The organism is Streptomyces sp. NPDC002784, from assembly GCF_053592135.1.
The window spans coordinates 52428-67324 of record NZ_JBSFVD010000011.1 but is presented as its reverse complement, the minus strand read 5'-3'; the positions used below and the strand labels follow the sequence as shown (position 1 = coordinate 67324).

The 14897-nt window shown below is 71.3% G+C and carries 10 protein-coding genes; 6 read left to right on the top strand and 4 right to left on the bottom strand.

Features of this window, described 5'->3' with window-relative positions:
- The first annotated feature begins 37 nt into the window (after positions 1-37).
- Positions 38-1570 carry a DUF1996 domain-containing protein gene (locus tag ACWD1Z_RS20430; RefSeq protein WP_451120484.1) on the top strand — a complete coding sequence of 511 codons (1533 nt, stop codon included), beginning with the start codon at positions 38-40 and terminating at the stop codon, positions 1568-1570.
- A 68-nt stretch (positions 1571-1638) separates the two neighbouring features.
- Here the strand turns inward: ACWD1Z_RS20430 and ACWD1Z_RS20425 are convergent, their stop codons facing one another.
- Positions 1639-2040, bottom strand: coding sequence for a hypothetical protein (locus tag ACWD1Z_RS20425; RefSeq protein WP_451120482.1), 402 nt, complete (start codon positions 2038-2040; stop codon positions 1639-1641).
- Positions 2041-2165: 125 nt separating this feature from the next.
- On the opposite strand from ACWD1Z_RS20425, the gene ACWD1Z_RS20420 reads away from it, so the two are divergent.
- From ACWD1Z_RS20420 to ACWD1Z_RS20400, 5 genes are all read left to right on the top strand, one after another.
- Positions 2166-2642: a tetratricopeptide repeat protein gene (locus ACWD1Z_RS20420; RefSeq protein ID WP_451120684.1), complete on the top strand. Its 477-nt coding sequence runs from the start codon at positions 2166-2168 to the stop codon at positions 2640-2642.
- Positions 2643-2692: 50 nt separating this feature from the next.
- Entirely contained in the window at positions 2693-4633 is a 1941-nt protein-coding gene (locus ACWD1Z_RS20415) for a hypothetical protein (protein WP_451120480.1), read from the top strand.
- Between the two features lie 69 nt (positions 4634-4702).
- Positions 4703-5641, top strand: coding sequence for a metal-dependent hydrolase (locus tag ACWD1Z_RS20410; RefSeq protein ID WP_451120478.1), 939 nt, complete (start codon positions 4703-4705; stop codon positions 5639-5641).
- Positions 5641-6687, top strand: a complete 1047-nt coding sequence (locus ACWD1Z_RS20405) for a PDR/VanB family oxidoreductase (protein WP_451120476.1) — start codon at positions 5641-5643, stop codon at positions 6685-6687. The genes ACWD1Z_RS20410 and ACWD1Z_RS20405 overlap by 1 nt, the downstream gene beginning before the upstream one ends.
- A 57-nt stretch (positions 6688-6744) precedes the next feature.
- On the top strand, positions 6745-7434 hold the full coding sequence (locus tag ACWD1Z_RS20400; RefSeq protein WP_451120474.1) for a TetR/AcrR family transcriptional regulator: 690 nt from the start codon (positions 6745-6747) through the stop codon (positions 7432-7434).
- Here the strand turns inward: ACWD1Z_RS20400 and ACWD1Z_RS20395 are convergent.
- The 3 genes from ACWD1Z_RS20395 to pulA form a co-directional block, all read right to left on the bottom strand.
- On the bottom strand, positions 7431-7781 hold the full coding sequence (locus ACWD1Z_RS20395; protein WP_451120472.1) for a 5-carboxymethyl-2-hydroxymuconate Delta-isomerase: 351 nt from the start codon (positions 7779-7781) through the stop codon (positions 7431-7433). The genes ACWD1Z_RS20400 and ACWD1Z_RS20395 overlap by 4 nt on opposite strands.
- A gap of 28 nt (positions 7782-7809) precedes the next feature.
- Positions 7810-9414 carry a SpoIIE family protein phosphatase gene (locus tag ACWD1Z_RS20390; protein WP_451120470.1) on the bottom strand — a complete coding sequence of 535 codons (1605 nt, stop codon included), beginning with the start codon at positions 9412-9414 and terminating at the stop codon, positions 7810-7812.
- Positions 9415-9490: 76 nt separating this feature from the next.
- The gene (pulA, locus tag ACWD1Z_RS20385; protein ID WP_451120468.1) at positions 9491-14881 is read right to left on the bottom strand and encodes a pullulanase-type alpha-1,6-glucosidase; all 5391 of its coding nucleotides are present in this window, start codon (positions 14879-14881) and stop codon (positions 9491-9493) included.
- Between the last annotated feature and the right edge of the window lie 16 nt (positions 14882-14897).

Below are 14897 nucleotides of genomic sequence, written 5' to 3'. Positions count from 1 at the left end.
GCGCCTCGCTGCCCCGCAAGGAAGTCAGAGGAGTTCCATGGGACGCAACACACGAAAACGCCGTACGCCGCTGGCCACCAAGGCCATTGCCGCATCGGCGGCCCTAGCGCTCGGTGGGGGCGGGCTGATCTGGGCGAACTTCTACGCATCCGCGCACGAGTCGGGCCCGGACCAGAACCGGACGAGGTCCGCCGGCGCGCAGATCGCCACGATCGACTGCCCGGACGTCGGCCAGAAACTCACCGAGGTGCCGGGTCAGGCCCGTGGCGAGGTCGACGGCGAACTGGCCACGATGGACCAGCAGATCACCGAGGCCTACCAGCGGCTCGCGACGACGCGTGACGCCCAGGCCCGGGACGCCGCCTTCGTCCAGAACGCCATCCTCCAGCCGCTCAAGGACCGGCGGAAGGTCATCATCGACCGCATCCAGCTGGAGATCAACCGCGTCGGTGGCAACGCCTCGGAGGACCTGGACAACCTGTCCGGCTGCACCGGCACTCCCGCCGAGCAGCCGCAGACCAACGACGGCGGGACCGGCCAGGACCAGGGCGGCGACGGCGGCCAGGACCAGGGCCAGGAGGGGGACGGCCAGGACCAGGGTGACGGCCAGGACCAGGGCAACGGCGGACAGGCCGGCAACGGCCCGACCGCGGACGACTTCGTCGACATCACCCAGGTGCAGGCCAACGCCCAGCCGGGGGTCGGCGCCAACGGTCTGAAGGCGAACGGCAGGTCCGGCTCGCGCGGCAGCTTCACCACGAAGTGCGGCACCAACAGCAACGACAACCACAACACGGACAACGTGATCGTGGCCCCGGGTGTCAGCAACGGCGCCCACCACCTGCACGACTACGTCGGCAACCAGAACAACGACGCCTTCGCGAGCGACCAGGACCTGGCGGGGGCGCAGACCACCTGCCAGAACCAGGGCGACCGGTCGTCGTACTTCTGGCCGGTGCTGCGTCTGCAGGACGGCACGCAGGACTTCGACCAGAACAACGCCGGCGGCGGCACCGAGGGCAATGTCGGCAAGATCCTCGAACCCGTCCAGGCCCAGCTGAAGTTCGTCGGCAACAAGCGGGGTCCGGTCGTCGCGATGCCGCAGGCGCTGCGCATCATCACCGGCGACGCGAAGGCCTTCGTCAACGGCAACGCCAACGCCAACGTCAACTGGAGCTGCACCGGCTTCGAGAACCGGGTCCAGCTTAAGGACAAGTACCCGATCTGCCCCGAGGGCAGTGACGTGGTCCGCACGTCCAACTTCCAGAGCTGCTGGGACGGCCAGAACATCGACAGCGCCAACCACCGCACCCATGTGGCGTTCGTCCAGGCCGACGGCACCTGCGCCAACGGCTTCAAGGCGATCCCCCAGCTCCAGGTCCGGCTGGTCTACGACGTTCCCCCGCCGACCGTGGAGAACGGCCAGGTGGTGAACCCGTACGCGGTGGACACCTTCCCGGAGCAGCTGCACAAGCCGATCACCGACCACAACGACTTCATCAACTTCTTCTCCACGAGGCTGATGAACAAGATGGTCAACTGCATCAACAACGGCCAGCGCTGCCGGTGACGCCACTGCCGGTGACGCCATGAAGAAGGCCGGCGGTGAGGATTCCTCACCGCCGGCCTTCGCGTGTCTCAGTGGCCGCCGCTGTGCACCGAGTGGTCCGTGCCCTCCTCGATGTCCCCGCCGAGCGTCTCGCGCAGCGACGTGAGGGTGCTGGTCTCGTCGCCCACGGCCACCCACTTGCGGCCGACCAGGTAGTGACCGCCGTAGTCCTTCGCGCCGTTGATCCACTCGCGCTGGCCGCGGTCGGTGGCGAAGGTGGCGAGGATGAATCTGCCGTCGGGGTTCTTGCAGATGGCCTGCCGGATCTCGTCGGCGTCGGTCTGTATGTCGGGCCTGCACTTCACCTCGGCGGCCAGCTGCTCCAGACTGCCGGACGCCGTCTGCGGTACGGCCGCCTCGTCACCGCCAAAGCCGCACCCCGCGAGCGTCAGCACCGCCACCGCCGCGAGCATCGGTCGGGTCACCTTCATCAGTTCCTCCATACAGGGGCCTCCCGGTGGATACGGCTCCCGCGCGCGGAGCACTCAAAATACCGCTGCCCCGGTGCACGCCCGCGTGCGAGAGTGCTGCGGTGGACCAGGACTGGGAAGACCGCATGACCGCCGCCTGGGCGGGCTTCGACGACTACACCGAGGAGGAGGCGGACGACTTCCGGGCCGTGATCGACGCCCTGGTCGCCGAACTCCCGGACGACAGCCCGGTCGGCCCCTTCGAGCGGGCCTGCGCCTGGGACTCCACGGGCCACTCCGACCGGGCCGTGCCGCTGTACCGGGAGGCCCTGGCGCGAGGGCTCACCGGCTACCGGGGCCGCCGGGCGAAGATCCAGCTGTCCAGCTCGCTGCGGAACACCGGACGGGCCGAGGAGGGCGTCGCGCTGTTGACGCCCGAACTGCACGCACCGTCGGACGAGTTGGACGACGCGGTACGGGCCACCCTCGCCCTGTGCCTGTCCAGCCTCGGCCGGGACCGCGAGGGCCTTTCCCTGGTGCTGGGCGCGCTCGCGGCCCATCTGCCGCGCTACCAGCGGTCGATGGCGAACTACGCGCGGGCCCTGATGGAGCCCGGCGACTGAGGTCACCCGGTTGGCGGTGACCAACCAACGCGTCGCTCGTTTGGCTGGACGTGCAGTCACAGGATGTCGCCCCGCGCCCCACGCCCTCCTCCGCCACCGGCCCCGTCGTCGACGTCGACGTCGACGTCGACGTCGAACAGGCCGAGGCCGCGCTCGTCGAGCACTATCCCCGGCTGGTCCGGCTCGCCTATCTGGTGCTGCCGCCCGGGCTCGGCCGCAACCGCCGGGTCCTGACCGCCCACGCCCTCACCCAGCGGGCCCTGCCCCGCGGCCGGACCTCCGCCGCCGTGATCCCGGCCCAGGCGACCGGCCGGCCGGGCGACCCCGGGTACGCCTTCGTCCGCCTCCAGGTGGTGCGCACGGCGCTGGAGGCGGGCCTGCCGCTGGCCCGCAAGGCGTGGCCGAAGCGGTCCCAACTGCCGCCGCTGTTGCCCCAGGTGTGGGGCCTGCGGCTCTTCCCGCGCTCGGGCGGCGCCGACGAACTCGCCCTGGACCAGCGGCTCTCGGCGCTGACCGGCCCGGGGCGCGCGGCGTACGTCCTGCGCGGTCTGGAGAAGCTCCCGGACGGCGACGTACGCGAACTGCTGACGGCGGCCGGGGTCGAGGACGTGGAGGAGGCGCTGGAGGAGGCGGACGGCCTGCCCGCCGAGTACCCGCTGCTGGACTCCCCCGAGTTCGACCCCTGCTCGCTCCAGGCCCGGCCCACCGATCTGATGCGGCGCAGGCAGCACATGCGGGCCGCGCTGGTGGCCGGTGCCGCGCTGGTGGTGTGCGGGGCGCTGCTCGGGCTGCCCGGTGAGGGCTGGGGCCCCGACGGCGCGGCGGCGCCCTCGTACGCGCGGAACCCGGCCGCCGAGGCCGCCCTCGACCCGAACCGGCTGCTGAAGGTCCCGCCGGCCGCCTGGCAGTCCGCGTCCCGCCGCGACTTCTCCGTCTGGCCCGCGCGCGGCGAGCTGACCGACGACCGGGCGCTGCTGCGCCGGGCCCTCGCCGTGTGGGCCCGCCCCGGCGGGACGGTCAGCGTCTCGGTCACCCCCGGCACCTTCTCCGGCGGCCCCGCGGGCCCGCCGCAACTGCTGTACGCGGGCGCCGTGGACAACGCGCGCGTGGTGATCCTCTACGACGGACTGCGCATCGCCCGCTACGCCGAGCCCAAGGACGGCACGGCCGGTGCCGCCATGGACTTCGCGCGGGTCGACAACGCCACCGGCGCCGAGGCGAACGCCGTGGTGCTGGGGCGGGCCGACGTCAACGTCCGCTATCTGATGGCGCCGTGGGTGAAGAAGGCCGCCGAGCGGGACCTGCTGAAGCCGGGCTCCGGGGCGATGGCGCTCCCCCTGACCGACGGGGTGACCGCACCGCTGGCCAGCCCGGCCGCCCAGCAGTCGAACTGCACGTCCTGGAACGTGCTGGAGGTGACCGACGGCGACGGCACCCGCCTGATGTCGGACCTCGGCGAGCTGGTCCCGGCCCGGCTGACCACCGGCCGCCCGGGCTCGGTCAAGGACGCCTCCGGCGCCGAGGAGCTGCGGACCTGGGCGCCGTACGCCTGCTCGCTGTCGGCGGTGCGGGCGCAGGGGGTGCGGACGGTGAACGCCTGGGAGTACGCGCGCCAGCCGCTGCCGGACGCGAGCGGCACGGCCGACTGGGCGTGCACCCGCGCCGAGACCTGGCGGGGCGGCGGCACGCGCGTGCTGGCCCAGTTCCGCACGCCGGGCGGCACCCACGGGGCGGTGGCCGCGAAGGCCGAGAACGTCCCGGCGTGCGGTCCGCGCGATCCGCATGTGCTGGCCGGGGTGCTGTGGAAGTCGCAGGGCGGGTCCTGGTACCTACTGGCGGCGGGCAGCCGGGACACGGAGTCCATCCGGACGTCGGGCGGGGTGAGCGCGGCCGCCGAGGGCTCGGTGCTGGCGGCGAAGACCCGGCAGGGGGCGCAGGCCGAGCTGAAGGGCACCCTCGAGGACGGGCGGGCCATCAACGCGCTCGGCTAGATCGCGAAGGCGGCAAGAAGTCGGTGCAGGAGGGTTTCCCTCGGACTTACCCGTCAGTACATTGACGCCATGTCTAACAAGGCCAGGTCTGACCAGCAGGCCCGGGGGCCCCTGCCCGTCGAGGACGAGTGGACCGCGCTCAAGGCGCGCAAGGTGTCCTTCTCGTGGGACGGCACCCCGCTGCACTGGGTGCCGGGTGACCCGTTCACCTCGCACACCATCAATGTGCTGCACCTGCTGCTGCCCGCGGGTGAGCGGTGGTTCGTGCAGGTGTACAAGCAGGTGCTGCCGTACATCCGGGACGAGCGGCTGCGCGAGGACGTCATCGGGTTCATCGGCCAGGAGGCGATGCACTCCCAGGCCCATGACGAGGTCCTGCCGCATCTGAAGGAACAGGGGCTCGATCCGACGCCGTACACCGCGCAGGTGGACTGGCTGTTCGAGAAGCTGCTCGGGGACCGGACCCTGCCGCCGGGCCGGGCCAGGCGCTGGTGGCTGATGGAGCGGGTCGCGCTGATCGCGGCCATCGAGCACTACACCGCGTTCCTCGGCCACTGGGTGCTCAACGCCGAGGAGCTGGACCGCCGGGGCGCCGATCCCACCATGCTGGACCTGCTGCGCTGGCACGGCGCCGAGGAGGTCGAGCACCGGTCCGTGGCCTTCGACCTGTTCCTGCATGTCGACGGCGGCTACCGGCGGCGGGTGCGGACCTGGGCGACGGCGTTCACGGCGCTGGTGTTCCTGTGGCAGCGCGGGGCCCGCTTCTTCATGGCCAACGACCCGACCCTGCTGGACGGCAAGGCGAGTTTCCGGGCCTTCTACGTCCGGGGGCGGCGCGGGGTGCTGCCCTCCACCGGGGACATGCTCCGCTCGATCCCCCGCTATCTGAGCCGGGAGTACCACCCCTCCCAGGAGGGCTCCACCGAGCAGGCGGTCGCCTATCTGGCCTCCTCCCCTGCCGCCGTCGCCGCTGTCGCCGCCGTCGCCACCGAGAAGGAGAGCAAGTGATGCCGAGGCTCAGCACGGTCGTGGTCGTCGCGGGCGCGGCGCTGCTCGCGAGGCGGGCCCTGCGCCGCCGTGTCCAGGCCGCGCCGCTGTGGCCGATGCCGGCGCTGGACGAGCCGGTCTCCGGGCGGCCCCGGAGCCGGGCGCTGCGGCTGCTGGTGACCGCGCACGAGCCGATCGCCGACGGGGTCGTGAAGCTGCGCCTGGAGGGGCACGGCCTGCCCCGGTGGGAGCCCGGCGCCCATCTGGACCTGGTGCTGCCCTCGGGGCTCGTGAGGCAGTACTCGCTGTGCGGGGACCCGGAGGACACCTCCTCGTACACCGTCGCCGCCCGGCTGGTCGAGGACGGGCGGGGTGGTTCGCGCGAGGTGCACGAACAGGTGCAGGAAGGCGTCGAGCTGGAGGTGCGCGGGCCGCGGAACCGCTTCCCGCTGGTGGCGGCGCCCGGTTACGTCTTCGTCGCCGGGGGCATCGGGATCACGCCGATCCTGCCGATGCTGCGGGCGCTGCCCGAGGGCACCGACTGGCGGCTGCTGTACGGCGGGCGGACGCGGGCCTCGATGCCGTTCCTGGAGGAGGTCGAGAAGCTGGACGCCGGGCAGGGCCGGGTGACCGTGGTCGCCGAGGACGAGGACGGACTGCCCGATCTGGTCCGGCTGTTCGCGGCGGCGCCCGAGGACGCGGCCGTCTACTGCTGCGGTCCCGAAGGGCTCATGGCGGCGGTGGCGGAGCGGGCGCCGGGGGTCCGTACGGAGCGGTTCGCGCCCCGCGCCCCGGCCGGCGGCGACGGCTCGTTCGAGGTGGAACTGCGGCGCAGCGGACGGGTGCTGACCGTGCCGGCCGGCTCGTCCGTGCTGGCCGCCGTGCGGGCCGAGCTGCCGGACACCCTCTACTCCTGCGAGCAGGGGTTCTGCGGGACCTGCCAACAGCGGGTGCTGGAGGGCGAGGTGGAGCACCGGGACGAGCTGCTGACGGACGCGGAGCGTGACGACTCGATGCTCATCTGTGTGTCGCGGGCACGCGGTGAACGCCTGGTGCTGGACATGTGAACATCCTTGGCCGGTGCGGCCCGTTCGGGGGCCGAATCCGATCGGTAAGGTGTTCGTATGAGTACCGGGGTGCGCCGCAGAATGGGCGTCGAGGAGCGACGGCAGCAGCTGATCGGCGTCGCCCTCGACCTGTTCAGCCGCCGCTCGCCCGACGAGGTCTCCATCGACGAGATAGCGTCGGCCGCGGGCATCTCCCGTCCGCTGGTCTACCACTACTTCCCCGGCAAACTGAGCCTGTACGAGGCCGCGTTGAAGCGGGCCTCGGACGATCTAGCGTCCCGGTTCGTGGAGCCGCAGGAGGGTCCGCTGGGGGCGCGGCTGCTGCGCGTGATGCGCCGCTACTTCGACTTCGTCGACGAGCACGGCCCCGGTTTCTCGGCGCTGATGCGCGGTGGCCCGGCGGTCGGCTCGTCGACGACGAACGCGCTCATCGACTCCGTACGGCAGGCCGCGTACGTCCAGATCCTGTCGCATCTGCGGGTGCAGGACCCGCCCGCGCGGCTGGAACTGGTCGTCCGGTCCTGGATCTCGCTGGCCGAGTCGACGGCGCTGATCTGGCTGGACGGCCGGCGCATCCCGCGCGCCGAGCTGGAGGTGCAGCTGGTGCACGACTTCGCCGCGCTGGCCGCCGTGAGCGCCGCCTTCGACGAGGAGATGACGGCGCTGCTGCGCCGCGTCCTGAAGGACGAGACGGCCGACGGCCCCTTCAGCGACCTGGCCGCCCGGCTCATCACCCTGGCGTCCTAGATCTCGCCCTTGCGGTAGGAGGGGTCGAGGTCGCGGACCTCGGCGGAGACCTGCACCCGGTAGCCGTCCTCCGGCTCGACGAACTTGCGCAGCAGGTCCACCACCGCCTCCGTGAGCTCCGCCTTCGTCTCGTCGGTGCGTCCGGCGAGCAGGCCGATCGAGACATGCACCAGGCCGTGGCCCTCGACGTCGGCGCCGACCGCCACGTCCTCCCCGCGCACGACCTGCGTCTTGCACGCCTCCAGGCGTGCGGCCGCCTTCTCGACGACCAGTTGGTGCAGCGCGCTCGCGAACCCCTCCCAGTCGACATCGTCCCGCCCGGTCCGGGTGACGAGGATCTGTGGCATGGGCACTCCTGTTCTACGGCGACACCGCTCACCCTAGCCGCAGCGCCAGCATCGCGATGTCGTCCTCCCGCTCATGGCCGAAGCAGCCCAGCAGGGTGTCGCACAGTGAGGCGAGGTCCGCCGGGGCCGCGCTCGCGGCGGTGCGGAGCTGGTCCATGGACACGGCGAGGTCGACTCCGCGGGTCTCGATCAGACCGTCGGTGACCATCAGGAGGCGGTCGCCGGCGGCCAGCTTCACCTCGGTGGGTTCGGGCCGGTCGAGGCCGAGGCCGAGCAGCGGACCGCGCACCTTCACGTACTCGGAGTCGCCGTCCTCGCGCAGGACCAGCGGCGGGATGTGGCCCGCGTTGGCGATCCGCAGGCGCCCGGAGTCGGGGTCGGTCAGCACCAGGCAGACGGTCGCCGTGACCTCGGGGTGGTAGTGCTGGAGCATCCGGTCGAGCCGCTCCGCCAGCACCCGGGGATCGCCGTCCTCCACGCAGTAGGCGCGCAGGGCGTGCCGGATCTCGACCATCACCGTGGCCGCCTCCAGCGAGTGCCCGACGACATCCCCGACCGCGGTGAGAATGCCGTCCGGGGTACGCAGCGCCGCGTAGAAGTCGCCGCCGATCTCGGTCTCCCGGGTGGCGGGCACGTACCGCACGACGAGGTCGACGCCGGGCAGCGGAGGCAGGCGTCGCGGGGCGGGCAGGAAGCTGCGCTGGAGGGTGAGCGCGATGTGCCGCTCCGCCCGGTACATGAACAACGGTTCGGCGGCGAAGGCGGTGGCCTGGGCGAGCCGGAGCAGCGACACGTCGTCCAGCGGGGTGTCCCGGGCCGGGGTGGCCACGCACACCGGTGTCCGCCCGTCCTGGGTGAACGCCAGCACCAGCCGGGCGTCGTCCTGCCGGCCGGACCGGAAGAACCCGGCGGGCCACAGCGGGGCGGGCACGACGGTGCTGTGCACTCCGGTGCGGCCCTCGGCGATCCGGGTGATGAGCCGGGCCACCGCCTCGTGCGCGCTGGTGTCCGGCATCGCGAGCCGGCTCCTGGAGGTGCCCGAGTCCATCTCGCCGTTCGGGCCGAGGACGAAGACCACGGCGTCGGTGCCGGTGATCCGCGCCGCGCCCTCGGCGGCCGCTTCGGCAAGCTCCCGCGGGCAGCGGGCGGCCTGCACGGTGACGATCGCCTCGGACAGCAGGGTCAGCCGGTGCGCGAGGAGTTCGAAGCCGCCGCGGCGGCGCGCGCCGCGCACCGCCGCCCGCACCACGGCCTGGATCTCCTGGGGTTCGGCCGGCACGCTCAGATAGGCGTCGCCGCCCGCGTCCAGGCCCATGCACCGGTCGTTGGGGCCAATGGCGGCGGCGGAGAAGTGGACGACGGGCAGATCCGCCGTGGAGGGCCGGGCCCGCACCTGGCGGCACAGCTCGAAGCCGCTCATGTCCGGCAGTCCGACGTCCACGAGCGCCACATCCGGCAGGGCCCCGCCCCGCAGCCGCGCCTCGAGTTCGAAGAGCGCTTCGCCGCCGCTCGCCACCGGCACCACCCGGTGACCGGCGCGGCGCAGCACGGCGCCCATCGCGTATCGGTTGGCCGCCACGTCGTCCACGACCATCACGGTGGTCGCGCTCGGCCGCTGGTCGTTACCGTCCATCACCGGTGGCCCTCAGAACGCAGAGAGGGTGGAGCGGACCCCGGACAGGGACCGCTCCACCCAACTTAGTGCGATGTCAGGCAGTTCGCGAGAAGACTGCCACCGTGCGCCCCGGAACGGCGAAGGTCCCGGATTCCTTCTCGTACGACGATGTCCTGACGATAGGATCCGCGCCGGCGGCCTGCACCTCGTGCAACACGTATCCCTTTCCTGCCAGTTCGCCGATCCGCTGTTCCTGCGGCTCGGGCGTCGCGTTGAACACGACCACGAGGTCGCCGAGCGTCATGGTGATCACGCCGGGCGTCTCGTCCTTCCCGGACAGCGGGAAGGCGAGCTTCGACTGCACCTGCTCGGCCGAGCCGAGCGAGAAGGCGGCCTCCGTGGACCGGATCCGCAGCAGGTCCCGGTACGCCGCCGAGGCGCCGTCGATCTGCTCGCACCCGACCTTCACCGTGCCGAGCAGCGGTGTGGCGTACGGCCACTTGGACTGGTTGTCGGCGGCCATCGGCAGTCCGCGGCCGAAGCCGTTGCCGTCGGCGCAGTTCCAGTGGATCGCGTTGAACCAGTCGCCGCTGTCGTAGGAGTTGCGGTCCAGCGACTTGGAGCGCAGCAGGTCGGTGCCGGCCTGGGAGAGCGCCGGACCCTGCGAGAGGGTGGCGGTCGCCATGGCGAGGACCTGCATGCGGGCCCGGTCGTCGGCGCCGACCGTGCTGGGCAGCTTGAAGGCGAGGGCGTCGAACAGGGTCTCGTTGTCGTGGGCGTCGGCGTAGGCGAGGGCGTCGCCGGGCGCGTCCGCGTATCCGGCCGGCCGGCCGTTGTAGTCGACCTCGGCGCCGGTGACCTCCTTGCCGTCGGTGTCGGTGAACCGGTATTTCGCGAGGTTGCCGGACAGACCGACCTTGATCAGATCCTGGTAGTGCAGCAGCCGGGCCTTCTGCTCGGCCGTGGTGCCGTTGTTCTTCGAGGAGTTGGGCTCGGTGTACAGGCCGGACGCGAAGCCCTGGACGCCGGGGTCCTCGTCGAAGGGGCCGCCGCCACGTACGGCGTCGCGGGCCCGGTCGGAGAAGGTGGCGATGCCCGTCCCCGCCATGTTCTGCTGCGTGGCCTGGGTGAAGCGGGCGTCGTCGGCGACCTCGCCGAAGTTCCAGCCCTCGCCGTACAGGATGATCTTCTTGCCGTCGACGCCGTCCTTCTCAAGGGTCAGGGCGTCGAGGGCCTCGCGGACCGCGAGGATGTTCTCCTTCGGGTGATGGCCCATCAGGTCGAAGCGGAAGCCGTCGACCTTGTACTCCTTGGCCCAGGTGACGATCGAGTCGACGACCAGCTTGCCCATCATGGCGTTCTCGGTCGCGGTGTTGGCGCAGCAGGTGCTGTTGGCGACCGAGCCGTCGGCGAGGAGCCGCTGGTAGTAGCCAGGCACGATCCGGTCCAGGACGCTCGTCGCGGCCTGGCCGCCGGCGGCGGTGTGGTTGTAGACGACGTCCATGACGACCCGCAGGCCGTCCTCGTTCAGCGCCTTGACCATCTCGCGGAACTCGATGTTGCGGGCGGTGCCGTCCGGGTCGGTCGCGTAGGAGCCCTCGGGGACCGTGTAGTGGTACGGGTCGTAGCCCCAGTTGTAGGCGTCCTTCGCGGCGATCTTCGCCACGCACTCCTGCTGCCGGTCGGAACCGGCCGGGAAGGAGGCCAGGTCGCAGCCGACGGTCGCCTGGTCGGCCTTCTTCTCGGGGATGGTGGCGATGTCGAAGGCGGGCAGCAGGTGGACGTAGGAGGTGCCCGATTCGGCAAGCTTGCGCAGGTGCTTGGAGCCGTCGCTGAGCTTGTCGGTGAAGGCCAGGTAGGTGCCCCGCTGGGCGGCGGTGCGGTCCTCGACCGAGAAGTCCCGGACGTGCAGTTCCTGGATCTGCGCGTCCTTCAGCGGCACGGCCTCGGGCTTGGTGTACGTCGTCCAGCCCGCCGGGGTCAGGGACGTGTCGGCGAGGTCGACGAGCAGGCTGCGCTCGGAGTCGGCGGTCAGGGCGAGGGAGTAGGGGTCGGTGACCTTGTTGGTGACGACCTCGCGGACGCTGGGCGCCCACACCTTCACGACGTACCGGTAGGGCTTGTTCTTCCAGGACGCGGGGCCGGTGACGGACCAGACGCCGGTGGCCGAGTCGCGCTTCATGGCGGCGGTGGCGCCACCGATCTCCAGCTTGACCGACTGCGCGGTCGGCGCCCAGACGGCCAGCGTCGGGCGGCCCTTGCGGAACGTCGGGCCGAGGTCGGCCCGCGTGCCGTCGTAGAGGTCGTCCAGCACTCCCCCGATCTGCACGCCGGTCGCCGCGAGCACCGCCCCGTTCACGGCTCGTTGGGAGGCGACGACCTGGCCGCGCAGGGCCTCGCGGACCCGGTCGCGGTCCCGGGGGTCGACCGAGTAGGCGGTGTACGACTTCAGGTGCGGGAACTTCGCCTTCTGGGCGTCGGTGAGCGTGCTCTTGGTCAGCCGGAGCCAGCGCTGGTCGGCGCCGGTCAGCGTGCCGTCCTCGACGGCGATGGAACCGGTGCGCGAGTACAGCAGCTGGGTGGAGGCTGCCGCGTCCGAGCCGTGCCAGGCGACCGTGTTCCGGTCGATCCAGACCGCCTTGGAGGTGGTCAGGTCGAGGGCGGCCGCGCTGCCCGCGGGCTGCGGCAGGAGGTACTTCTCCTGGCCGTTCAGCAGCCACACCTCGTGGCCGTTGGCCGTGAGGTCCAGCGACTGGTCGGAGGGGAGGTCCTTCTCGTCGCCCTTGTGGATGATGTAACTGAGGCTGCCGGCACCCTCGGTGAGCGGCACCTCGTACACCGCGCCGAAGGCGTCGGTCCGCACCGGCTTGAGCGGGTTCGACCACTCGGTGGGGTTCGCGGCGCCGGTCCAGACGTGCAGGCCCCAGCCGTCGTAGTCGCCGTCGGCGCGGTGGTAGTGCAGAACGGCCTTGGACGTGTCCTGCGCCGGGTACTCCGGCCGCTCGGTCACTACGTCCTCCTTGCCCTGCTCGATCCAGATCTCCCCGGTCTTGGTGACGTCGATCGTGCGGTCGGCGGAGACGTCCTTGTTGCCGTCCTTGTCGATGACCAGGAAGCCGACGCTGGAGGCGCCGGGCTTCAGCTTGACGTAGGCGAAGGCGCCGTAGGCGTCCCGGCCGATGAAGGGGTGGCTGTCCGGCCACTCGGTGGACTCGCCGTCGGCGAGGTCGCCCCAGGCGTACAGGCCCCAGTCGGTGTAGTCACCGTCGGCGCGCTTGTAGTGGACGATCGCGTAGTCCCGGGAGGAGGCGGTCGGGATCTCCGGGGCGGGCGGGGTGCCGGTGGTGGACGCGGCCGTCGCCGAGGCGGTGCGCCCGGCGGAGTCGATCACGACCGCCTTGTAGCGCAAGGCGGTGCCGGGTGCGACGTCCTTGCCGATGGTGTGGGTGACCTTGTAGGGGGCGTGGTCGGCGGAGCCGAGCGTGAGCCACTTGCCGGTACCGGTCTGGGCGGCGAAGACGACCCGGTTGAGCTGACCGCCGTCGACGTCGGCGGAGATCTCCACGGTGCCGGTGGCACCGGCGGCCGGGGCCTTGAGGGTGAGCGCCGGCTTGGCGGCGGGGGCGGCGAGCCGGCCCGCGGCCTTGAGGACGATCGCGGAGCCGGCCGGGACGGTGACGGTGAGCTTCTTCTCGGCGTCACTCCTGAGGGAGTCCTCGGTGCCGTGGATGCCCTGGAAGCGCATGCCCGCCGAACCGGTCGCGAAGGTCGCCGACTTCGCCTCGTCGGCGTTGTTGAAGGCGACGACGTACTCCGTCGTGTCGGTGGCGAAACGGGAGAAGGCGTAGACGCCCGCGCCGTCGGCCGCGTGGCGCTCGGTCTGGACGCCGTCGGTCAGGGCCGGGTGGGCCTTGCGCAGCTTCGCGAGAGCACTGATCTGCCGGTAGAGCGGCGCACCCGTGTCGTAGGCGTCGCTCACGTGGGTGCGGTCGGTGCCGATCTGGTCGTCGTCCAGGTAGTCGGCGGTCTTGGAGGCGAACAGGGTCTGGCGGGCGTCCTTGTCGCCGCCGGCGCCGGTGAAGCCCTGCTCGTCGCCGTAGTAGACGACCGGGTTGCCGCGGCTGAGGAACATCAGCTCGTTGGTGAGCTTCGCCTTCTTCAGCAGCTCGGCGTCGGTGGCGTCCTTGTCGTCCTGGTTCAGGAAGTACCCGATGCGGCCCATGTCGTGGTTGCCGAGGAAGGTGACCTGCTCGTACGCGTTGGCCTTGCCGGTCGTGTACTTGTAGTCGTCGGCGAAGACCGAGGCCAGCCGCTGCGCGCTGCCGCCCTGGGAGGCGTACTGACGGGCCGCCTCCTGGAAGGGGAAGTCCAGCGTGGCGTCGAGGCCGCCCTCGGTGACGTACGGGGCGGTGATGTCGGTGTCGGCGGAGTAGACCTCGCCGAACATGAAGAAGTCGTCCCGGCCCTGCTTGGCCGCGTAGGAGTCGAGGGCGGTGGCCCACTGGGTCCAGAACTCCATGTTCACGTGCTTCACGGTGTCGATGCGGAAGCCGTCGATGTCGAAGTCCCTGACCCACCGCTGGTAGATCTTCGCCATGCCTCTGACCACCTCGGGACGCTCGGTCCACAGGTCGTCGAGGCCGGAGAAGTCGCCGTGGGCGGAGCTCTCACCGGCGAAGGTGGAGTCGCCCCGGTTGTGGTACATCGTCGGGTCGTTGAGCCACGACGGGACCTTGTTGTTCTCGGACACCTTCGGGGTGCGCGGGAAGGAGTCGGTGTCGGTGTCCGGGAAGCCCGCGGAGCCGTCGGCGTAGTCGGCGTCGTCGAAGGGCTCGCCGTCCTTCGTCAGGTACGGGAAGGCGCCCTTGGCGAGGTAGCCGTAGGACTTCTCCGCGTAGTCGACGACGTCCGCCGTGTGGTTGGTGATGACGTCGAAGTAGACCTTCATGCCCTTGGCGTGCGCCTTGGCGATCAGGGTTTCGAGGTCCTTGTTGGTGCCGAAGTGCGGGTCGACCTGGGTGAAGTCGGTGATCCAGTAACCGTGGTAGCCCGCGGAGGCGTTGGCCCCGGTGCCCTGCACGGGCTGGTTCTTGAAGATCGGCGCCATCCAGATGGAGGTGGTGCCGAGGCCCTTGATGTAGTCGAGCTTCCGGGTCAGGCCCTTGAGGTCGCCGCCCTGGTAGAAGCCCTTGTCGGTGGGGTCGTAGCCGGTCGCCAGGCGCGAACCGGTCAGACCGCCCTTGTCGTTGCCGCTGTCGCCGTTGGCGAAGCGGTCCGGGAGCACGAAGTAGAACTGCTCGCGGGTGACGTCGTGCCGGGCGGGCTCGGCCGCCAGCGTTGCGTCGGAGGGGGGCGCGGGCGGGGTGTCGGCCCCGGCCGCGAGGGGCTGGACGAGCGCCGCGGCCAGCGCGGTCACGGTGACCGCGGCGACCCGTCCGGCATACGCGGTACGACGCCTGGGCGGCGCCAACCATCTAGGTATCACTGACGTGAACTCCTTG

Coding starts and splice junctions, on each gene's coding strand:
- ACWD1Z_RS20430 (WP_451120484.1), top strand. CDS start 38: ATGGGACGCAACACACGAAAACGCCGTACGCCGCTGGCCACCAAGGCC.
- ACWD1Z_RS20425 (WP_451120482.1), bottom strand. CDS start 2,040: ATGAAGGTGACCCGACCGATGCTCGCGGCGGTGGCGGTGCTGACGCTC.
- ACWD1Z_RS20420 (WP_451120684.1), top strand. CDS start 2,166: ATGACCGCCGCCTGGGCGGGCTTCGACGACTACACCGAGGAGGAGGCG.
- ACWD1Z_RS20410 (WP_451120478.1), top strand. CDS start 4,703: ATGTCTAACAAGGCCAGGTCTGACCAGCAGGCCCGGGGGCCCCTGCCC.
- ACWD1Z_RS20405 (WP_451120476.1), top strand. CDS start 5,641: ATGCCGAGGCTCAGCACGGTCGTGGTCGTCGCGGGCGCGGCGCTGCTC.
- ACWD1Z_RS20400 (WP_451120474.1), top strand. CDS start 6,745: ATGAGTACCGGGGTGCGCCGCAGAATGGGCGTCGAGGAGCGACGGCAG.
- ACWD1Z_RS20395 (WP_451120472.1), bottom strand. CDS start 7,781: ATGCCACAGATCCTCGTCACCCGGACCGGGCGGGACGATGTCGACTGG.
- ACWD1Z_RS20390 (WP_451120470.1), bottom strand. CDS start 9,414: ATGGACGGTAACGACCAGCGGCCGAGCGCGACCACCGTGATGGTCGTG.